Below are 20627 nucleotides of genomic sequence, written 5' to 3'. Positions count from 1 at the left end.
CTTCGGGTTTGCTGATGTCGTTTATTGATGTTGCGAATCTAATTCCTGCCTGAGGGTTTATATTTGCCTTGTCACAAACGGTGCATTATTCATTGTGAGCTCAGTGGAGCTACTTTGTTATTGTCTCGTCCTGGCAGGAATAAAAATGAAGATATTTATTATTTCTATTGGGATATCAACGAATGAAACTGACTAAAATTGGTGCGACGCTTATTCTGACTTTCTGTGGCGCGAGCGCGGCGACGGCTTCTAACACTATCACATTTAATGGAACGGTGCTCGATCAGGGTTGTGATATTGCCGTTGATGGCGGCACGGCAAATGCGACCGTTGATCTGGGCTCAACGGCGGCAACCGACCTCGCTACAAAAGGCGACCTTGGCGCGCCAAAACAGTTTGTGTTCGACCTGAATAACTGCCCAACCAGCACGACTGCAAATATTGTCTTCTCAGGCCCTGTTGATGCTGTTGCAGCCGATCCATCCTATTTTGCAAACACTGCTACGCTGGGTGCGGCAACCAACGTGGCCGTTCAGCTCAAGCAGGGCGGCTCAAATGGTACCATCGTCAAAAATAATGCAGATAACGAACCTATTACTTTCACCGATGGCACAGCGAGTCAAACCTATACCGCGCAGATGATTGCCACCGGGCAGGCCGTTGCCGGCGATGTTAACGCTGTTATTACCTACAACGTCCGTTATAACTGATTCCGCAGGAGGGGAAACCCTCCTTTTTAGTTTGTGAGTGCATTATGAAACCCATCGCCGCTGTTATTTTTTGCGTGGCCAGCGCCGCCAGCCTGAACGCGTCCGCCAGTATTGTTACCGGGAGTACGCGGGTTATTTTTGACGGCTCCCGCCAGGCCGCCTCTTTGTCCGTTGAAAACTCTGACAAGGTTACTAACCTGGTACAGTCGTGGATTAGCCCGGCTAAAGGCAGCCCGTTAAAAAAAGAAAATATGATTATTACGCCACCGCTATTCCGTCTGGAAGCCGGGAAAAAAGCGTCAATTCGTATTGTGCGTTCAGGTTTACCTGTTCCGGAAGATCGTGAATCGCTGTTATGGCTGAACGTGAAAGGGATCCCCGCTACCGACGGTAGTGAAGGTAAAAATACGATGCAAATTGCCATCAACTCAAAGATTAAGCTGATCTACCGTCCGGCAGCATTACAGGGGCAGACGCCAGAATCCAGTGCGGAAAAGCTTAAGTGGAACCTGACCGCGAAGGGTTTACAGGTCAATAACCCGACACCTTTTTATATGAACTTCTCACGAATTGAAATTAATCACCAGGCGTTAAGCGGGCAGTATTTTGTCGCGCCATTCTCCACGTTGAGTATTTCTGAAGGTGTTATGTCACCTCACGGCAAAGTAACCTGGTCGCTTATTAATGATTATGGCGTGAAAGGCCCGGACAAAGTCACCTCATATTAATCGACACCGTAAGTCTCCCGCACGGATACAGGGTTACAATGGAAAAAGTGAAACAAACCTACGTCCTTTCTTTGGGGCTCGGGCTCAGTGTTGTCTTTAGTTCTTTCAGCGCACGTGCGCAGGAACATTTCAACCCTCATCTTTTGGAAACAGACAGCGCAGAAGTGCCAGCAATGGATCTCAGTCTGTTTGCCAAAGATGAGGTGCCGCCCGGGGACTATAACGTCGACATTTTTATCAACGGCAATCTGGTAGACAGTAAAACCCTCTCTTTTCGACGGTTGAAAAGTGCCCCTACGTCAGACCGCACAGGGGCATGCTTAAACGTCACTCAGCTGAAAGCCTGGAACGTTCGTGTTGATAACTATTTTGGCGAACAGGAAAAAGCCAGCGAATGTGTGGATCTGTATGCCATCCCAGGCGCGGACGAAAAAATCGATCTGGCGCAGCAGCGTTTCGACCTGATCCTGCCGCAGGTTGCTTTATTTAACACCGCAAGGGGTTATGTTTCACCGGAGCGCTGGGATGAAGGGATCACGGCGGGTTTACTTAATTACAGCGTCTCAGGTCAACAGGATCTGCATCAGCGCAACGGCACCGACAGCAGTAATCAGTTTCTTAGCCTGCAACCGGGGCTGAACGTAGGCGCCTGGCGCTTTCGCAACTATTCCACCTATACCCATTCCGAATCCGAAAATGACTGGGATTCCGTGTATACCTACGCCTCACGGGATATTAAATCTCTTAAAAGCCAGCTGGTGCTGGGACAAGGAACCACGCGCGGCGGCATTTTTGATAGCGTCGGTTTCACCGGGGTGCAGATGTACTCGGATAACGATATGAAGCCGGACAGCATGCAAGGCTTCGCCCCTGTAATACGCGGTATAGCCCGCAGCAATGCCGAAGTGACGGTATACCAGAACGGTCACAGCATTTATAAGGCTACCGTGCCGCCGGGGCCGTTTGAATTCAGCGATATGTATCCGACCGGCAGCTCCGGCGATCTACAGGTGGTGATCAAAGAGTCCGACGGTACGCAAAGTAGCTTTATTGTGCCTTACGCCACGCTGCCGGTATTGCAACGTGAAGGTCAGGTGCAGTATGGCCTGGTGGCGGGCAAAACCCGTCAGGACGGGTCGGGTTCACGTGCAGAGGATTTTAACTTTATTCAGGGATCAGCGGCCTGGGGCGTCGGAAAAGGGATCACGCTTTACGGCGGCTATATTCAGGCGGAAGACAATTATTCCAACCTGATTGCCGGAACTGGTTTTAATATGGGCAGCGCCGGAGCGCTCTCATTTGATATTTCCCAGTCGTGGGCGGATATCCCGCAGCCGGACAACATGCGACAACAGGAACACCATAGCGGCCAGTCGTATCGCGTGCGCTACAGTAAGACGCTTCAGCAGACCAACACCGATATTGCCGTCGCCGGTTATAAATTTTCAACCCGGGGTTATCTTTCGTTTCAGGACTTCCTCAATGACTGGGATCCGGGCAATAGCACTATTGATAATGGCCGGGAGCGAAACCGTTTTGATGTGACAATCTCACAGACGTTGCCTTTCGGCACCCTGTCACTGAGCATGTACGACGCCTCTTACTGGAACAGTGAACATGCGGACTCCATGAACCTGGGCTTCAGCAGCACGCTTGGACCGGTGTCGTACTCGCTGAACTATGCCCACTCTAAAAACGTCAATGGCGGTTACAATAACGATTCCGATAACTACGACGACGATAACGTCTTCTCGCTTAACCTGAGCGTACCGTTCAGCGCCTTCAGCCACAGTGAAGCGGCCCGGTCTGTTTCGGCTAACTATTCGATGAACAGTAGTAAAAACGGCGATACCACGCACAACATCGGAATTTCCGGTACCGCGATGCAGGAAAACCAGCTGAACTGGCAGGTTTCAGAAGGCTATAACGCCGATTCTGAAGCTACTAACGGCAATGTCACTGTGGGTTATCAAAGTACTTATGCCGATATGTCCGCAGGCTATAGCTACGACGATTACAGCCGACGAGTGAATTACAGCCTGCGCGGGGGCATGGTGCTGCATCGCGACGGTATCACCCTGGCGCGTCAGCTCAACGATAGCGTAGCGCTGGTTGAAACACCGGGTGTTTCCGGTATGCCGATCAACGGGCAGACGAACGTTCATACCGATTATTTCGGTAACGCCATTGTGCCGTACGTTCGTCCGTATCACAGCAACTCGATCTCACTCAACACAGTGGATGCCAGCGATACTTCTGCGGCCATTGATAACATCGCCAAAACCGTGGTGCCGACCAAAGGGGCGGTAGTACGCGTGAAGTACAACACCTGGATTGGACAAAAGGCGATGATGACGCTGACCTACAACGGTAAACCGGTGCCGTTTGGCGCAGTAGTAACACAAACCAGCGGCGAGTCGGATGACACGCGCAGCAGTATTGTTGGCGACGGCGGGGAAGTGTATCTCGTCGGGCTCGCCGGGAAAGGGCGGTTAATTGTTAAGTGGGGGGAGGCGGCGAACAAGCAGTGCGCCGTTGATTACACACTTGCCGGCGCAAAAACAGAGGCCGATATTTTATTCATCAACGGGGTTTGCCATCCCGTATCGGGAGCAAATTAATGTCACGCTTCATTATTCTCCGTTCCGGTCTTAAATCGCTCATCGGCCCGGGAATGGTATTCATGCTGAGCGTGTCGCCGGCAATGGCGTACACCGATCGCAATGATATTGAGTTCCATGTCACCGGAAACATTATTGATGGCTCATGTAACGTCACCAAACCGGAGGCAGTCGACCTCGGGAAATATTACTGGAAAGACTTTGCCGTAGCGGGGGGGAACACAGGAAATGTGCCAGTGACCATCGCGTTTGACAGCTGCACCGCAGGGTTAAGCCAGGCAACGGTTACCTTTACAGGCGCACCTTACGCTGAAGATCCGGCTTATGCTTCTGTCATTTACGCCAATCAGGTGGCGGCAGATGCAGGCGGCGCGACCGATGTCGGCCTTCAGTTGTTTATCCGTGACCACGAACATCCCATCAGCGGTGTCGCGCTGGCCAACGGCGTGAGCTACCCGGTTGCGCTCGAAAACCAAACCGGCGCGATGACTTTTACTGCCCGAATGTATACCCCACATGGGACCCCAACACCGGGTGCATTCAGCAGTGCGATTACATTGAATGTTGTTTATAACTGAGCTTAAGTGAGCAGACTAATTTCATGTCAAAATATTTATATTATCTGGTGTTATTGCTGGGGACAGTCCCACTATTAAGTCATGCAGCCTGTAACCGGGATAACGGCGATGATGTTACCGTTACGACGATCCCATTACCCTCGAAACTGTTGGTCAGTGCGAAAAATTATACCTTTGGCGAAGTGTTATACGATTCTGGATATATCAGCGGGACGGATGGGGATGTCACGATTAAAAACTGTAGCAGGGATTATTACGTAGGATTTCATTATAACCCGACTCATTTAGCATCGGCGTCGCCGGTGGGAGATAATATCTACCCGACCACGATACCGGGTATCGGCATTAAGACCTACACGCTTAACCAGGCCGGTCCGTATGATTATGAACGTGCGGTTGATAACTCATGGCAGTCCGGCGATGGCGAGAGCAGCCATACGCTGGCGGGCTCGGCCTATCGTGTGCAGTTGATTGCGACGGGGGGTACAATCCCGGGCGGTAATCTGGCCCTTGAGAGCGGCAAACTGGCGACGGTGGAATTTCGTGAAGGGCAAAGCAGTTCGGATAACGGTGATAATGCGTCAGAAGTCTATTTATCAAATACGCAGATAGAAGTCTATGCGATGGGATGCTCAGCATCCGTTTCTTCCCTGCTGTTTAATATGGGCGATGTGGATACCTCTGCGTTTGATAATCTTAAGATGGTGGAAGGACCCGAACAGGATGTTGGTCTGAGCTGTCAGCCAGGCACCAACGTGACCATGACCATCAACGGGCCGCTTGCCGAGGGCGACAATGATAATGGCTCAGTGATTGCCTTAGACCAGTCTGAATCGGGTACAACGGCGACCGGTGTGGGGGTCGTGATATCAGCCTATCAACCGGCGCTACGCAGTTTTACCTACTGGGCCATTGGTCAGGAGGTGCAAGCTTTTAATTCCAGTCGTGTAAAAGCCGCATCACAAGGCAGTGGGCTGGCTGCCGATGGTACCGCGATTTCTGATATCGGCTCCGCAACAACCTATAGCGATCCGGCAAATGCAGGCGGGGCCGGAGAGTCTGAAACCTTACGTTTCAAAGCGTGGTATTACAAAACCAGTGACGTTGTCACGCCAGGGCAAGCAAATGCCACCGGGACAATCACCCTTAAATATAATTGATACCTTTGATCATGACAGGGGGTAGCGCTGCGGTTTATTTTTGTACACCTCTGCGCTACCGTTATGTGTTTTTGTCGTGTACATTTCCTCTGCGACCCTATTTATTCGGTGGAACTGACAATGATTACTAAACGGTCTGAGCCACGCTTTTCAGTCATTCTGTTAATTTTTGTGTGCCTTGTAGGATTATATTCTTTTAACGGTCACCTTAAGCCTCACGCCGGACAAAAAGGGGTTGCATGTATTTCTTACAAGCGGATCCTGCGTGAATCACCGTTACTGGCACAGGAAAAAAAGCAGAACGAAATACTTCTCGCATTAGCTAAAAAATCCGCGCTTGAAGTTGAGAAAAAATATTACGCTCTGCCAGAACCCTTGCGCCGTGAAATGAAAGCGATCGATGATATGAGTAAAAACACGCAACTGCGGGCAGAGCAGGGTCGCCTGCGGCATATAAGCCAGCGAGTCATTTCTGATACCGTTGAAAAATACAGAATAGATCATCACTATTCGGTCGTTTTCAATAAAGATAGCGCCTCTACAGTGGATTATGGTCACGACATCAGTAATGAAATCATTAATGAATTAATGCAGGTAAAAGTGGTGTACGGGCCGCGCCCTAATTTTGAAGATGCGACCCGGGAGCTTTTGCTCGCTCAACCTGTTTCCGCAGGATGAGTGATTTTACGCAGCCGGCTCGCGCTGACGATGACCGCTACCGCAGAAGCCGCCGCAGCGATCCACAGTGCAGCATGAATAGCTCTCTCATTTGTCGCCAGCAGTACGCCCACAGCGGCGGCCCCCAGACACTGCCCGAACGTGCGCATAATGGATAACACACCGGATGCATAGCTCGCATAGTCACGACTAACGTTTGAGAGCATTTCCCGGTTATTGGGACTCTGAAAGCAGCCAAATCCCATCCCGCAAACCAGGCTTCGCAGGCAGATATCCCACATCGAAGGGCTGGCGGGTAATGTTGCCAGCAGAATCAAACCGACGACAAAAATCATCAGCCCCAGGGTTGAAATCACCGGGGCTGAAATCGTGTCCGCCCACCGGCCTGCATGCGGCGCAATCAGCACGATCCCTAACGGCCACGGCGTAAATAGCAGGGCAGAAATCACCGGACTGTAGCCGTATTCGCTCTGAAACAGGAAGGGCAGCGCAATAAAGGTGATACCCTGGCTGACAAAAGCAATCATCGACGTTAAGGCCGCAAGGGTAAAACGTTCATTTTTGAATATGGCTGGCGGCAGTAAGGGGTTATCCGTGCGGCGGATCTGCCAGATAAAAGCCATGCCGCTCAGCGCAGCGAGAACCGTCCAGCAAAGACTACCTGTGTGATAAGTAGCATCATGGAGGCTGTTCGCCGCCACGATCGTCGAACCCAACAGCAGCGCCGACAATATGGCGCCCAGGGTGTCAAAGGGCGCTTGCTTTCGAACCGCATCCCGCGGCAGCGCTTTGACCGCCAGCAGCAAGGCGAGGGTGCCGGGAAGAACGTTTATCGCAAAAAGCCATTGCCAGCTCAGGGTGTGAAGGATCGTACCGCCCAATACCGGGCCGATAGCGGAGCTGGAGGCGATGAGCAGGGCGTGCAAACCCAGAATGCGGCCAAGCAATCGTTCGGGAAATACGGACCGCAGTATCGCGGGAGCAATACTCAGCGTCGCTGCGCCGCCGATCCCCTGAAGCACGCGCATACCGATAAGCACTTCGGGCGTTTTCGCCAGCGCGCAACCCAGCGATGTCAGGGTAAAGGTCGTCAGGCCTGCCAGAAATACGGGGCGATAACCCAGGCGGGCCGCAAGCGCCGCGAATATCGCCAGCGTCATTGCAGCCGCCAGCAGATACCCGTTGGCGAACCAGACGGCATAACTGGCTGGCACCTGCATCTCCTGAGCCATGGAGGGCAGGGCAATGTTGATCATGGTGCCATCAAACACGCCCATTAACGTGGTGGTCATTATCGCGGCCATCACCCGTGCGCGCGTCGGGCCAGGCAGTCCATCGTCCCCGGGTTGGCTGGAAAAAAGCATCATCTTGTTGTCCTTAGAGAAGAGTGTGTGGATGACAAAACTATAAAGATGGCTTTTGCAGGGCGGAAGGCGCACCATTTACACTTTATCGTTGCATGAAACGCCTTATCTGAATATGCAGGGAGGAAGGAGATGTCCGAACCCGATTTTAATTTGTTGATAGCACTCGACATATTGCTGAGCGAAGCGAGCGTGGCAGGCGCGGCACGTCGTCTGAACCTCAGCACCTCGGCAATGAGCCGGACATTAAGCAGGTTACGCGACGTCACTGGCGACCCGATTCTGGTGCGCGCCGGACGTAACATGGTACTGACCCCGTGGGCCGAAGCGACCCGGGACCATGCCAGGCGTGCAGTGCACGAGGCCAGGGCGGTATTACAGCCCTCAACTGAAACGTTCAGCGCGCGAAGCCTGGCGCGACTTTTTACCATCAGGGCAAACGATGGTTTTGTGGTGGCGTTTGGGCCTGCGCTTATAGCGGCTGTGGCCGACGCCGCGCCGGACGTCTGTATACGCTTTGCGCCTAAGCCGGAAAAAACGTCGCGCTATCTTCGGGAAGGGCTGGTTGATCTGGAGATTGGCGTCCAGAGTAATATGGGGCCTGAAATACGGCTGCAACGACTGTTTGAGGATCGGTTTGTGGGCGTCGTGCGTAAGGGGCATCCGCTGGCTAAGCAGGCAGAAATAGGGGTGAAGGATTATGTCGCCTGGGGCCATGTGGTAGCGTCACCCGAGGGTGCACTGCACGGATCCGTTGACGATGCGCTGGCCGAACTCGGAACAAAACGTAAAATCGCGAGCGTCGTACCGGGATTTCCGACGGCGCTGTCCGTGGCGGTGGCATCGGATCTTATCGCCATGATACCCGCTCTCTATTTACTCAATCAGCAGGTAACGGACCAGGTACAGGTTTTCGAGCTGCCGTTCAAAAGCCGTCTAATTACGGTATCACAGATGTGGCACCCAAGAATGGAACGCGATCCCGCGCACCGCTGGCTGAGAGAGCAAATTCTTGCGATATGCAGAGTGAAGAAGTCAGACATGATTAAGGGACCTGTATAGCGATTGCTATACGCGCCGCTTATGCTATGCTTGTAAAGCAATTGCTATACAAGAGGTATACCCATGAAATCAGATGTTCAACTCAATCTTAGAGCCAAAGAATCCCAGCGGGCGCTTATCGATGCCGCCGCAGAGATCCTCCATAAATCACGTACTGACTTCATTCTGGAGATGGCCTGTCAGGCAGCCGAAAATGTGATCCTCGATCGGCGTGTATTCAATTTTAACGATGAACAGTATGCAGAGTTCATTGATATGCTTGATGCCCCGGTCGCCGACGATCCTGCCATAGAAAAACTGCTGGCAAGGAAACCTCAGTGGGACGTGTAACCCCCCCAGAGCCCTTATCCAGCGTCCATCAACTGGCGGAGTTCGTCAGTGGAGAGGCCGTGCTTGACGAATGGTTAAAACAAAGAGGTCTGAAAAACCAGGCGCTTGGCGCAGCCCGAACGTTTGTCGTTTGTAAAACGGGCACAAAGCAGGTCGCGGGATTTTACTCTCTGGCTACCGGCAGCGTTAACCATACGGAAGCGACAGGTAATTTGCGGCGTAACATGCCGGATCCCATTCCCGTGATTATTCTTGCCCGTCTGGCTGTCGATGTCTCAATACGCGGAAATGGGTTGGGAGCCGATTTACTCCAGGATGCGGTTTTACGCTGTTATCGGGTAGCAGAGAATATTGGGGTGCGGGCGATCATGGTTCATGCACTCACTGAGGACGCCAAAGCGTTTTATATCCACCATGGTTTTAAAGCATCGCAGACTCAGGAACGGACACTGTTTCTCAGGCTTCCTCAGTAGCGGCGGGATTTTATGGAATGAATGTTCAGCCCGTCTGGCTGATAAGCTTGCGCCAGACTCTGTTATGCAAAGTAAATAGCAGCATCTTATAGAAAGCGGTAGAGAGGATACAGCTGCCGCTAAGCCCAAGCATGACAATACTTACCAGTGCCGCGGTCAGGCTGACGCCCGGAGAAGAAGTACCGCTCAGCGCAGCCAGCAGATAGGCTGCCGTTAATACCAGGCTTAGCACCGCCAGCGTAAGATGTAACCGCACGGCGCGCATGCTACCTTTACCAATCATAAACATCGTCACTCCGTTGATGCCGGCAAAGAGCAGGGCGATCAGCACAACCCACACGAAAACGCGCTCTGCTGGCTGGCCGAGCGCGGTGAGTACGCCATACCCCAGCCACAGTTGCGGAATGGCGAAACTGACAATCACCCCGAGCGTACTAACCGCTGCCGGAATACCCATGGAATGAAGCCCCACGGGCTTAACCATATCATCAGCCAGCTGCGTCTTCAGCTGCTGCAACTGTTTCGGGGCGGCATTTTTTATGCTGGCGGACACCTCATTACAATATTGCAGGCGACGGGTTAAAACTTTAAACATTTAAATACTCAGTGTTTATTTTCTATATCCAAACTGCCCCCCATTACAACAATCCGGGAAGTTTAAAACAAAAGCAGCAAGGAACCGATCTTATAAATAGTGTATTATTTTTTCAGGTTAAAGGAGACGTGAATGATAGTGAAAAACCAGGAACTCATAGCGGCAGGATTCACCAGTAAGGATATCGAGCGAATCAAACGTCATCAGGCGACGGGGGAATCGCAGGAAAAGGTTCTGAAGGATCTGGCCGGTTATTTCCTGTCGGTAGCCTGGATCACCGGCGGGATGGCCATCATCACCTTGTTCACCGCGATCTTTGGCAGCGCCAGCCATGTTATCTCCTGTGTGGTTGCCGTCGTCTTTTTGCTAATTGTTCTGCTTCTGGTGATGCCGGTCAGACTTGGCTATAAATCATGGAAGCTGATGAGAACACAGATCAGCGACTCCGGTCATCACGGGTAAGGAGTTCCAGTACCACCTTCGCGCTCACCCCCCATCCCATAACCTTCATCGTCAGTTTACCCGGAGACATGGTTTCCACCTTGCGGTAATAGTCTCCGGGAAGATAACGGAAAAGACGCCAGGCATCAGCTTTACCAGTCATACCAAACACCCCATAAACGCTGGCTGCAAGCGTGGTTGCGTTAAAGATCCCCAGGCCAACATCGCGACTGAACCCCATAAATTCCGCTATGGACATAGCGCCGTCCGCTATTATCCCCTCTGAAGCCGGTTCATTCAGGAACTGACGGGCTGCCTCCCGTGATACCGTATTAAGAGCATCACCGACCAGAACGGCACCGGCAAGCATACCAGCAGGCGTCATGGTGGCGATCATAACACCGCCAAACACTGCCTGAACGCCGGCAAGAACGACCTTAATTCCGGATATGAAATACCCGACTATTTTATTCTGCTCTGTTACATACTGAATATCAGCGTAGATCCGGGCATAGCCTGTTTTCAGCATGCGCGACTGTTCAAGCAGGTACTCATTCTCAGCTCTAAGGTTTTTCATGCAGGTAATGCATTCTTCATCGTTCCTTGCTCGCCTCGCCACGTCAAACTGTTGCATTACAACCTGTCTTATTTCATCCACGAATTTCAGTCGGGTCAGTGAATCGCTGAGATGCATGGCCGCGACCATATTTGCGGTATTAACAAGCTTCCGGGCTTCCAGATTGATCATCGTATCAGCCCACTGACGCCGACTTTGTCCGGAAAAAAGCGCGATATCCATTACATGTTCCTTATGTGTCGTCAGGACGAGAAGTCATTAGCCTGCCAGGCTCAAATACTGCAGTTGCGCGCCATGACTTCACGTCTTCAGTTTTCTTGCCATCAACAAAGTGCTGCTTCCCGAGCAGGTAGGTAAAGAAGCCATCAAGCTGCGTGATAAAACAGGAGATATTGTAGCCAGACCTATAGAAATCGTAGTCAAATGTTCGTATGTGCTTCTTATAGTAATAGACGTAAAAGAAACGCAGCGAACACAGAATGTTTTCTTGAATCCCCAGATGTTTCTTGCTCAGTTCATTCATTCCATAAATTGTGGCGAACATAACCGGTAGGGTAGTCACATCATCAACTATGAGATGAGTTCTCTGATTGTTCCTCGATAAATATTAGATGGAATATGCCATGAACTTTGCGGATGCCCCGTAATTTTTGCGTTATGAAGTCATCGTAAGTCCACAACTAAATTTAGGCAACCGACTGATTCATCGGTAAGTTCCTGAAAGAGAGGAACTCATGAACTAAAGAATAAACCCACCTAATTTAACATAATATACATTATGCGCACTTAGATTGAATACGAGTAAATCCAGCCAGTTCAGACCCATCCTTTGTTCTGCTCATTCCGCGCATCATGTCCCTCTGTTCTGTGCCATCAACGTTCATAACTGTCGTTACGGTCTTGCGTGATCTCCACGGCAGTCACCTGTACATCCTTAAAGCGCAGCCCATCCACACCAGAAATTTTCCCGAACTCTGACGCGTCAATCATAATCCCCTCCAGCGTTAACCCGACCACAGGACGCTCCGGATATCCCTCAATGAAAAATGCCCGCGAAAAGCATTTGCTGTCTGATCGACGCGCCGTCATTTTTTTAATCGTCAGTCCGCTGACCGCAGTAAGACCGGCTTCGCCCTCAACACCTTCAGCCAGTTTGCGCCAGTGTTCTGGTTTATCAGATAAATTGCTCTGGTCGCCATAGCTATACTGCGGAAACCAGTTCAACTGGATCAGCACCGGAAAACGCACGTCCGTAAGCCGTAGATTTTGTACGGTGATATCACGGATAAATCCGCCCCGGTTGCGAGCAGATTTAATGCGAAACCCGACGCCCGTTCCGTTAAACGCGTTATCTTCTATCAGGACGCGTTCAATGCCACCTGAAGTTTCACTCCCCAGTGTGATCCCGGATCCCTTATTCAGCGTACATCCTCGAATCACTATATCCCGCGCGGGACGTGCATTTTGCGCCGCTTCGCGTCCTCGTCCTGATTTGATGCAGATATTGTCGTCATTGCAGGACACTATGCAGCGTTCAATCCGCACCTGTTCGCAGGAGTCGACGTCAATCCCGTCGGTGCTCGGCCCCGCAGAATTGCTGATTTGCACGCCCTCAACCGCGATATGGCGCGAATAACAGAGGTGCATGTTCCAGAATCCGGACTCCCGACTGGTAAAATCACGCAGCAGAATGCTCTGGCTTTCAAAGACCAGAATATTGCGCGGGCGCTGACAGTCATAATCAACAACCCAGCGCAATCCTCTTGCGCTGTAATCGCCGACCATGCCGCTGCGCTCGTCATCGCCCCAGTAGCGTTGCCACCAAATTGCACCCTGCCCGTCTATCGTGCCTGTACCGGTAATGCTGACGTTTTCACAATCGATGATATTAATAATGCCTGCCGGCCAGCGCATATCAATGCCGGCCACCCGGGTATTTATCAGGGGATAATCAGCCAGATCCTGGCTTCCAACGAGCTGTGCGCCAGCGTCCAGGCGAAGTGAAACACCGCTTTTCAGAAACAACGCTCCGGTCAGAAAACGGCCTTGCGGAATAACGATGACATCGTTCTGTTGAGCACTATTTATGGCCTGCTGAATGGCGGATGTTGCCAGGCGTTGCGCGGTTGGGTCCGCGCCATACGCCAGAATGGAGATCGCTTTCATGGCTTTTCCTTAAACAGATGAAAGCCTTAGTCTAGGAATCCGCGTGATGGATAACCTTTGTCTGTTTGACAGCCACGCAGTCAGGCTGGCAAAAAAGCGGATATTTACTGGCTGGCGATCACCGCAACGCCCTTTTCTTTCATAGCGTTGACCCAGCGTTCATCCGTTGTGTTTTCAACAACGAGCGTATTCACCAGCGACAAATCGCCAATCACAAACGCCGAGGCCGTGTTGATCTTTTCCGGTGAGGCCAATACCACCGTTTCCGCCGCTCTGCCGGAAAATGCACGTTTGATGCATGCTTCTTCATAATCTCCGGTGGTCAGCCCGGCCTCAGGATGCACGCCGGTGACACCCATGAAAAACAGATCCGCATGAATATTGTTGATGCCTTCAATAGCGGCCGCGCCGACCGTGACGATGGAGTGTTTATACAAACGACCGCCAATCAGGATCACCTCTATGCACGGATGGTTGACCAGCCCCAATGCAATACCCGGGCTGTGCGTCACCACGGTTACCCGCAAATCTGGCGGCAAGAAGGTAATAAGTTCTGAGGTGGTCGTCCCGCCATCAATGATCACCACCTGCCCCGGTGAAATGAGCTGCGCGCCCCGACGTGCCACGCGTTTTTTTGCATCCATTTTAACGGACTGACGCTCGGCAAAAGGCGCAATCGCTGAAGATGCCGGAAGCGCGCCGCCGTGGACACGCTGCAAACGCCCTTCTGCCGCCAGTTCACGTAGATCCCGGCGGATAGTGTCCTCAGACACCGAGAAAAAGAGGCTGAGCGCAGTTGACTGGACCTGGCCTTCCGCCTCCAGCTTTTCCAGAATCAACTGTTTACGCTGACTTGTGAGCATGAATTATTCCTGATGTTGCACGATAATTATTGTAATTACACGAAAATGCTGTTTATGATGCATACTCTACGAGAGGAGAGCCAAACGTGCAATCAAAACGTGCAGATATACGCATCATCAACAGCGAAACGTTGTCCGACAACTGGTATAACCTGAAAAAATACACTTTTGACCTCCAGCGCAGCGATGGTGACTGGCAGCGGCAAGAGCGTGAAGTGTATGACCGCGGGAATGGCGCGACGATCCTGCTCTATAATCGCGACAGCAAAACAGTCATTCTTACACGTCAGTTTCGTTTCCCTGTGTTTATCAATGGTCACGAAGAGGATCTCATTGAGGCGGCTGCCGGGTTGCTCGATAACCTTGACCCCGAAAGCCGGATTAAGGCCGAAGCGGAGGAGGAAACCGGGTATAAGGTGACGCGCGTAGAGAAAATTTTTGAGGCCTATATGAGCCCGGGCTCCGTTACCGAAAAACTCTACTTCTATCTGGCGGAATATCACCCGCAGGATCGGACCAGCGCGGGCGGCGGCGTTAAAGCAGAGGGGGAAGATATCGACGTGCTGGAAATGACGCTGGACGACGCGCTTCGTGGCATCGAGAATGGCCAGATCGTCGACGGTAAAACCATCATGCTGCTTTATCACGTGGCCCTGAAAGGCATTTTATAATATCACGTTTATCCGGATACCTGCCCCTGCGCAGGTATTTGCCTGTGCTATTCTTGCTGAACACCTCAACATGGAGATGCGAAAATGGCCGACTGGGATCCTTCTCTATATCTACAATACAGCGCAGAACGCACACGTCCCGCCGCTGAGTTACTGGCCCGGGTGCCGCTTGCTGACATAACCTCTGGCGTGGATTTGGGCTGCGGGCCAGGCAACAGCACCGCGCTGCTGAAACAACGCTGGCCTTCAGCGCAGATAGCCGGTGTGGATAACTCCCCGGCGATGCTGGAGGAAGCCCGACAGGCCCTGCCAGACTGCCACTTTGTTGAATCGGATATCCGTCACTACAAACCTGACCAGCCTCTCAGCCTGATCTACGCCAACGCTTCCCTGCAATGGATCCCGGACCATTACCACCTTCTGCCGCATCTGGTTTCACTGCTCCAGTTAAACGGCGTGCTGGCGATACAAATGCCTGACAACTGGCTTGAGCCGACGCACGCCCTGATGCGTGAAGTTGCCTGGGAACAGGGCTACCCCGATCGTGGCCGCGAGCAGCTGCCGGGTATTCATGCCTACTATGATATTCTGACGGACGCGGGATGCGACGTGGATATCTGGCGCACCACCTACTTTCATCAGATGAGCTCTCATCAGGCGATTATTGACTGGGTCAGCGCGACGGGGTTACGGCCGTGGCTACAGGATCTCAACGAGAGCGAGCAGCAAAAGTTTCTGAAACGCTACCTCGAGCTGCTGGAAGAGCAGTATCCGCTCCAGGAGAACGGGCAGATACTGCTGGCTTTTCCGCGCCTGTTTATGGTTGCTCAGCGGGTTCCGTAAGCCGAATCAGGAACGCGCTTCCTTGAGCAAATGCTGAATTACAGCCTCCTGCTTGTCGTAGTTGCCTTCGCCAAACGAGGTGTAACGCAGTTGCCCTTTCGCATCGAAATAGTAATGTGCTGGCCAGTACTGATTACCGAACGCGCTCCAGATTTTGTAGTTATTATCCGTCACTACGCGGTACGGCAACTGCCATTCGTTGACCGCGTTTTTCACCGATGATAACGGCTTTTCCCAGGGGTATTCAGGGGTGTGGACGCCAATCACCACCAGACCTTGTGACTCATATTTCTTCGCCAAGTCTCGAACATGCGGAAGGGTATGCTGGCAGTTTATACAGTCCCAGGTCCAGAAATCGATAAGCACAACTTTCCCCCGCAAGGCCTTAGACGTGACAGGGTCACCGTTTACCCAGCCCGTACCGCCGCTTAATGTCGGTAGCTGGCTGCTCGGCATTGCGTCAGCGATCGGTCGCAGTTTCACCTGCGTGGAGGTTGGTTGCGCAAGGCTCAAGAGAGCGTTTTCCAGCTGGTCGGTAATACCGCTGGCGCCTTTCAGGACCGACGTCATTCCTGAGGCGTTGAAAGCCACGGCGGCTAACATCATCACCCCTGCGCCCTGACGCAGACGCTCCATCAATGCGGATTTGGCTCTCAGAGGGGTTATCAGCTTACGGCCCCCCGCGACAAGCAGTCCCAGCATCAACGCGCACCCACTGCCGTAAGCGGCTAACAGCGCTCCGGTTGCGATGGCCGAGTGGCCAGTAATGTTAATGCCGAAGATCGCCCCGAGAATCGGTCCTGCACAGGGGGACCACAGAAGTCCAACGGCCAGCCCTGCCAGAAAAGCCGAAAACATGCCGTGTCGCTGAACGCTGTGGGTGTTAAGAACGTTCCCCGCGCTGACCGCCGGGCTGGCAATGCGCTGAGCGAACTGCGGGAAGATCAGGGCCAGGGCGGCAATGCTCAGTACCAGCAGCGCAATCCAGCGACCGATAACGGTGGCGTCAGCGATCCAGTCACTGGCAACCGTTACTACCATCGCCACAAACGTGAACATCACTATCATTCCCGCCAGAAGCGCCAGAATGTGTTTGCGCTGCCCCTGAAAGCCGGCGAACAGCAGAGGAATAACGGGAAGCGTGCACGGACTGAGCAGGCTAATCATGCCGCCTAAAAAAGCGATTATCAGAAACATAACGACCTCACGATACAGTTGCTGCGAAGGTGCAGTGAGGTCATTTCACCCTGCGAATGTGTTCAGGCCGTGTGCAAAAAACTGAATTTTGTCTGCCTTCGTATCCGCACGGCGCGCAGATACACAGGCGTACAATTAAACGCGCGGAAGAGTCACGCTTACGGCCAGCCCGCCCTCTGCCCGGTTTGCAAGATGCAATTTCCCGTCAAGCTGGGCGGTGAGCTGCGCGGCAATGGCGAGGCCTAACCCGGTGCCGCCCGTTTCGCGGTTGCGCGACGTTTCAACCCGGTAGAACGGCTGTAACACCGCCCCCAGTTCTGCCTCCGGGATGCCGGGGCCGTTATCCATAATGCGGATCGCTACCTGCCTTTCATCTTCATCAATCTCTATTACCGCGCTATGGCCAAACTTGAGCGCATTATCCAGCAGATTGGTCATTACCCGGCGCAATGCCTGGGGGCGGGTGACGATCGGCAGACGTGTACTACGTGCATGAAACTGCACGTTTTTACCAATGTCCTGATAATCACTGGCGATGCTGTTAACCCACGCGTTCAGCTCCAGCTTAAGCGTGGTCTCTTTCAGTAATTCTGATGACCGGGCATAGGCAATACCTTCTCGTACCAGGCGCGACATATTATCCAGGTCGCTCAACAACTTATCGTGGAGCTCGGGCTGATCCGCCATTTCGACCCGCAGCTTCATACGCGTGATGGGCGTCTGAAGATCGTGAGAAATGGACGCCAGAATCTGCGCGCGTTCACGCAGATAAGTTTGTATCCGCGACTGCATCTCATTAAAAGCCTGCGCCGCCTGTCGCACCTCAACCGGACCTTTTTCAGTCATAGGAGAATGGGCCGCAGGATCGAGGGAATCAACCGCGCGCGTGAATTGCAGGAAAGGCCGGACAACCTGGCGCACGGCAATCCAGGAGCAGAGCGCGACAAGTAACAACTGAAGAACCAGCACCACGGGTAACCAGCTGGCGACTGGCGGCATGCGCGGGATCAGATCGATAGTGAGCGGTGCGCCGTCGCGGAGCGTCAGATGGGCCTGAATGTGGGAAACAGGCCCCGGCACTGCCGTAAACTGGAGCGGATATTGAACTGAAAGCGTCTCTTTCAGGGTGCGAATCGCATCCCGCGAGCGCTTGTCCGTTGGCGCAGCGCCAGCCTCGCCGGGACCAAGGATATAACGATAATTACCGCGACCGAGCCGTTCCAGCCACTCTGGCCGCTCTTTGGCCGGAAGCCGGTCGAGAATGGCCACGCTGGTTGCCACGTCATTCTCAAGATTGCCCAGCATAACCGTGCGCGCGCTGTGCATTCGCTCAACCATGACCAGCGTCAGGCTGAGCGCGTTAGCCAGCAAGAGTCCAAGCAGCACAATGATCAGCAGCCGGGCCAGTAAGGTGCGGGGCCACAGCGTCATTCATTGGCCTCGACGATGGTCACCGGCATAGTAAAAACGTAGCCTTCGCTGCGAACGGTTTTAATGTAGGCTGGCGAGCGGGCATCTTCATTCAGGCGCTGTCGCACGCGGCTCACCAGGAGATCAATCGAACGCTCAAACAGCTCGGCATCACGTCCCTGCGTCAGGTTCAGCAGTTGATCGCGGGTCAGCACCCGTTGAGGATGATCGAGAAATACACGCAGAAGGCGATATTCCGCCCCGCTGAGCGCCACAACCATCCCCTCGTTATCAATCAGATGACGCGCCACGGTATCCAGCTGCCATTCACCGAACACCACCAGGCGCCCTGCCTCGGTCACCTGAAGATTAGGCGGCATAGTACGAAAACGGCGCAGGATAGTTTTGATACGCGCCAGCAGTTCGCGGGCCACAAACGGTTTTACCACATAATCGTCGGCGCCCATCTCCAGTCCCAGGATCCGGTCCATGTCCTCGTTGCGCGCGGTGAGCATCAGGATCGGCAGATCCTTATGCCTGCTGCTGCGCAGCTGTCGACACACCGTCAGGCCATCATCACCGGGCATCATCACGTCCAGCACCACCAGGTCGATATGCTGTTTGTCGAGCACCATGCGCATCTCTTTTCCGTTCGCCGCACCAGAGGCGTGATAGCCGGATTTCACGAGGTAATCGACAATCAGTTCACGAATATCCCTGTCGTCATCGACGACAAGGATGTGATCAATATGCTCCACCGCAGGCTCCTGATTAAGAGGTAACGGATTGAAAATAGCACATATCAGAGCTTATCCGCGTCGACAACTGCTTTAACAAAGTCCTGCGGATCTTCTTGCGGCGGGTTGTGGCCCACCGTTGCGCCGAAAGTACGGTGCTCATATTTTCCGGTGAATTTCCCCGCATAGGCTGCGGGTGCAGGATGTGGTGCTCCGTTGTTACCGCCCTCGATGGTGATGGTCGGCACCGTAATGTTCGGTAGCGTAGCCAGTTTCTGTTCGTAGGCGTCATATTTCTGCTCACCCTTCTCCAGCCCCAGACGCCAGCGGTAATTACTGAGCGTGACGGCAACGTGGTCCGGGTTATCGAGGGATTTGGCGCTGGCATTGAAGGTGGCATCGCTGAATTTCCAGTCCGGCGAAGCCTGGGACCAGATCAGCCGGGCAAAATCGTGCGTATTTTTAGCATAGCCTTCCGCCCCGCGCGGCGTGGCGAAATAGAACTGATACCACCACTGAACTTCTGCCTTCGGCGGTAAAGGCTGTTTGCCAATCGCCTGGCTGCTGATCAGGTAGCCACTTACCGAGACCAGCGATTTCACCCGTTCCGGCCAGAGCGCCGCAACGATATCCGCCGTACGTGCACCCCAGTCATAACCGGCAAACACCGCCTGTTTGATATCCAGGGCGTCCATCAGGTTGACGATGTCTTTCGCCATTGCCGAAGGCTGGCCGTTTCGCGGCGTTTTATCAGAAATAAAGCGCGTGGTGCCGTACCCGCGCAGGGATGGCACAATGACACGATACCCCTTCGCGGCCAGCGCGGGGGCAACTTCCGCGTAGCTGTGAATATCGTACGGCCAGCCATGCAGCAGGATCACTGGTTGCCCCTCTTTCGGCCCGATATCGACATAACCGACGTTAAGATCGCCAGCGTTAATCTGTTTTACCTGGTTGAAGGCCGACGCGTAATCCTTGCCCATCGCTTCCGCCTGACAGGACATCACGGTGCCAAGCGAAACGGTCAGGGCGACTGCTGAGTATGCGAGTTTGTTAAACATGATGTTATCTCCGGGTGAGTTCAGTTGACGGAGATATAACACCATGCGTTTGTATAAAGGATGTGTGCGGATGCGGTTTTATTGCATACCTGTGTATGTATCACAGACGCAGATACAGTGTGATACAAACCCGGTTAAGGGGTGATTCGGTACCGGACGTAATCGTCGGCTTCACCATAGTGGTCATACAGCTTACGCGCCGGATTGTGCATGCGGGTTACCCAGTAGAGTTTTGACCACCCTTCCCGCTTACCCTCATCGATCAGGGCGTCGATAAGCGCTTTACCCGCCCCTGCGCCACGTTCGGCAGCGTCAACAAATAGATCTTCCAGATAGGGGTAAGTTTGGATATCGAAAATTAT

General features: G+C 53.0%; 22 protein-coding genes. 12 read left to right on the top strand and 10 right to left on the bottom strand.

Features of this window, described 5'->3' with window-relative positions:
- The first annotated feature begins 182 nt into the window (after nucleotides 1-182).
- The 6 genes from ACOTXC_RS01260 (at nucleotide 183) to ACOTXC_RS01235 (ending at nucleotide 6475) form a co-directional block, all read left to right on the top strand.
- Nucleotides 183-710, top strand: a complete 528-nt coding sequence (locus ACOTXC_RS01260) for a fimbrial protein (protein WP_063137756.1) — start codon at nucleotides 183-185, stop codon at nucleotides 708-710.
- Between the two features lie 44 nt (nucleotides 711-754).
- The gene (locus tag ACOTXC_RS01255) at nucleotides 755-1438 is read left to right on the top strand and encodes a fimbria/pilus periplasmic chaperone (protein ID WP_022648148.1); all 684 of its coding nucleotides are present in this window, start codon (nucleotides 755-757) and stop codon (nucleotides 1436-1438) included.
- A 38-nt stretch (nucleotides 1439-1476) separates the two neighbouring features.
- Nucleotides 1477-4059 carry a fimbria/pilus outer membrane usher protein gene (locus ACOTXC_RS01250; RefSeq protein ID WP_163347038.1) on the top strand — a complete coding sequence of 861 codons (2583 nt, stop codon included), beginning with the start codon at nucleotides 1477-1479 and terminating at the stop codon, nucleotides 4057-4059.
- The gene (locus ACOTXC_RS01245; RefSeq protein WP_022648146.1) at nucleotides 4059-4637 is read left to right on the top strand and encodes a fimbrial protein; all 579 of its coding nucleotides are present in this window, start codon (nucleotides 4059-4061) and stop codon (nucleotides 4635-4637) included. The genes ACOTXC_RS01250 and ACOTXC_RS01245 overlap by 1 nt, the downstream gene beginning before the upstream one ends.
- Before the next feature lie 23 nt (nucleotides 4638-4660).
- On the top strand, nucleotides 4661-5797 hold the full coding sequence (locus tag ACOTXC_RS01240; RefSeq protein ID WP_063163044.1) for a type 1 fimbrial protein: 1137 nt from the start codon (nucleotides 4661-4663) through the stop codon (nucleotides 5795-5797).
- Between the two features lie 120 nt (nucleotides 5798-5917).
- Nucleotides 5918-6475 carry a hypothetical protein gene (locus ACOTXC_RS01235; RefSeq protein WP_421767320.1) on the top strand — a complete coding sequence of 186 codons (558 nt, stop codon included), beginning with the start codon at nucleotides 5918-5920 and terminating at the stop codon, nucleotides 6473-6475.
- On the opposite strand, the gene ACOTXC_RS01230 is transcribed toward ACOTXC_RS01235, so the two are convergent.
- Entirely contained in the window at nucleotides 6454-7842 is a 1389-nt protein-coding gene (locus ACOTXC_RS01230; protein WP_421767319.1) for an MFS transporter, read from the bottom strand. The two genes, ACOTXC_RS01235 and ACOTXC_RS01230, sit on opposite strands and share 22 nt — an antisense overlap.
- A gap of 129 nt (nucleotides 7843-7971) precedes the next feature.
- Here ACOTXC_RS01230 and ACOTXC_RS01225 point away from each other — a divergent pair, with 129 nt between their 5' ends.
- The 3 genes from ACOTXC_RS01225 (at nucleotide 7972) to ACOTXC_RS01215 (ending at nucleotide 9704) form a co-directional block, all read left to right on the top strand.
- Nucleotides 7972-8901 carry a LysR family transcriptional regulator gene (locus ACOTXC_RS01225; protein ID WP_063148893.1) on the top strand — a complete coding sequence of 310 codons (930 nt, stop codon included), beginning with the start codon at nucleotides 7972-7974 and terminating at the stop codon, nucleotides 8899-8901.
- 63 nt (nucleotides 8902-8964) lie between these two features.
- Nucleotides 8965-9231: a DUF1778 domain-containing protein gene (locus tag ACOTXC_RS01220; protein WP_003857131.1), complete on the top strand. Its 267-nt coding sequence runs from the start codon at nucleotides 8965-8967 to the stop codon at nucleotides 9229-9231.
- Entirely contained in the window at nucleotides 9219-9704 is a 486-nt protein-coding gene (locus tag ACOTXC_RS01215) for a GNAT family N-acetyltransferase (RefSeq protein WP_063139083.1), read from the top strand. Before ACOTXC_RS01220 ends, ACOTXC_RS01215 begins: the two co-directional genes overlap by 13 nt.
- A gap of 25 nt (nucleotides 9705-9729) precedes the next feature.
- Here ACOTXC_RS01215 and ACOTXC_RS01210 read toward each other — a convergent pair whose 3' ends face one another.
- A complete protein-coding gene (locus ACOTXC_RS01210; protein WP_063149949.1) occupies nucleotides 9730-10299 on the bottom strand; it encodes a hypothetical protein in 570 nt (189 codons plus the stop codon).
- 132 nt (nucleotides 10300-10431) lie between these two features.
- On the opposite strand from ACOTXC_RS01210, the gene ACOTXC_RS01205 reads away from it, so the two are divergent.
- On the top strand, nucleotides 10432-10761 hold the full coding sequence (locus ACOTXC_RS01205; RefSeq protein WP_022648139.1) for a hypothetical protein: 330 nt from the start codon (nucleotides 10432-10434) through the stop codon (nucleotides 10759-10761).
- On the opposite strand, the gene ACOTXC_RS01200 is transcribed toward ACOTXC_RS01205, so the two are convergent.
- From ACOTXC_RS01200 to ACOTXC_RS01190, 3 genes are all read right to left on the bottom strand, one after another.
- Nucleotides 10736-11539: a DUF4225 domain-containing protein gene (locus tag ACOTXC_RS01200; protein ID WP_046621521.1), complete on the bottom strand. Its 804-nt coding sequence runs from the start codon at nucleotides 11537-11539 to the stop codon at nucleotides 10736-10738. The two genes, ACOTXC_RS01205 and ACOTXC_RS01200, sit on opposite strands and share 26 nt — an antisense overlap.
- Nucleotides 11540-12190: 651 nt before the next feature.
- The gene (locus ACOTXC_RS01195) at nucleotides 12191-13483 is read right to left on the bottom strand and encodes a glycoside hydrolase family 28 protein (RefSeq protein WP_421767318.1); all 1293 of its coding nucleotides are present in this window, start codon (nucleotides 13481-13483) and stop codon (nucleotides 12191-12193) included.
- 104 nt (nucleotides 13484-13587) lie between these two features.
- A complete protein-coding gene (locus ACOTXC_RS01190) occupies nucleotides 13588-14346 on the bottom strand; it encodes a DeoR/GlpR family DNA-binding transcription regulator (RefSeq protein ID WP_022648129.1) in 759 nt (252 codons plus the stop codon).
- 86 nt (nucleotides 14347-14432) lie between these two features.
- On the opposite strand from ACOTXC_RS01190, the gene ACOTXC_RS01185 reads away from it, so the two are divergent.
- Together ACOTXC_RS01185 and tam are read left to right on the top strand one after the other, a co-directional pair.
- Complete coding sequence (locus ACOTXC_RS01185; RefSeq protein WP_022648128.1) at nucleotides 14433-15017, top strand: NUDIX domain-containing protein; 585 nt, start codon at nucleotides 14433-14435, stop codon at nucleotides 15015-15017.
- A gap of 84 nt (nucleotides 15018-15101) precedes the next feature.
- The gene (tam, locus tag ACOTXC_RS01180; protein WP_180250709.1) at nucleotides 15102-15860 is read left to right on the top strand and encodes a trans-aconitate 2-methyltransferase; all 759 of its coding nucleotides are present in this window, start codon (nucleotides 15102-15104) and stop codon (nucleotides 15858-15860) included.
- A gap of 6 nt (nucleotides 15861-15866) precedes the next feature.
- On the opposite strand, the gene ACOTXC_RS01175 is transcribed toward tam, so the two are convergent.
- The 5 genes from ACOTXC_RS01175 to ACOTXC_RS01155 all read right to left on the bottom strand — a co-directional run bounded on the left by ACOTXC_RS01175 (nucleotide 15867) and on the right by ACOTXC_RS01155 (nucleotide 20627).
- Nucleotides 15867-17057, bottom strand: a complete 1191-nt coding sequence (locus tag ACOTXC_RS01175; protein ID WP_421767317.1) for a cytochrome c biogenesis protein/redoxin — start codon at nucleotides 17055-17057, stop codon at nucleotides 15867-15869.
- A 135-nt stretch (nucleotides 17058-17192) separates the two neighbouring features.
- Nucleotides 17193-18488 (bottom strand): ATP-binding protein, encoded by a 1296-nt coding sequence (locus ACOTXC_RS01170; protein WP_108367559.1) that lies wholly within the window; start codon nucleotides 18486-18488, stop codon nucleotides 17193-17195.
- A complete protein-coding gene (locus ACOTXC_RS01165) occupies nucleotides 18485-19225 on the bottom strand; it encodes a response regulator (RefSeq protein ID WP_022648124.1) in 741 nt (246 codons plus the stop codon). Before ACOTXC_RS01165 ends, ACOTXC_RS01170 begins: the two co-directional genes overlap by 4 nt.
- Before the next feature lie 44 nt (nucleotides 19226-19269).
- Complete coding sequence (locus ACOTXC_RS01160; protein ID WP_063152192.1) at nucleotides 19270-20265, bottom strand: alpha/beta fold hydrolase; 996 nt, start codon at nucleotides 20263-20265, stop codon at nucleotides 19270-19272.
- Nucleotides 20266-20399: 134 nt separating this feature from the next.
- The gene (locus ACOTXC_RS01155; RefSeq protein WP_254909581.1) at nucleotides 20400-20627 is read right to left on the bottom strand and encodes a GNAT family N-acetyltransferase; all 228 of its coding nucleotides are present in this window, start codon (nucleotides 20625-20627) and stop codon (nucleotides 20400-20402) included.

Origin of the sequence: Enterobacter cloacae complex sp. IR5428 (assembly GCF_049238585.1) — a bacterium.
GTDB lineage: Bacteria > Pseudomonadota > Gammaproteobacteria > Enterobacterales > Enterobacteriaceae > Enterobacter > Enterobacter intestinihominis.
This window is presented reverse-complemented; position numbering and strand designations above follow the sequence as displayed.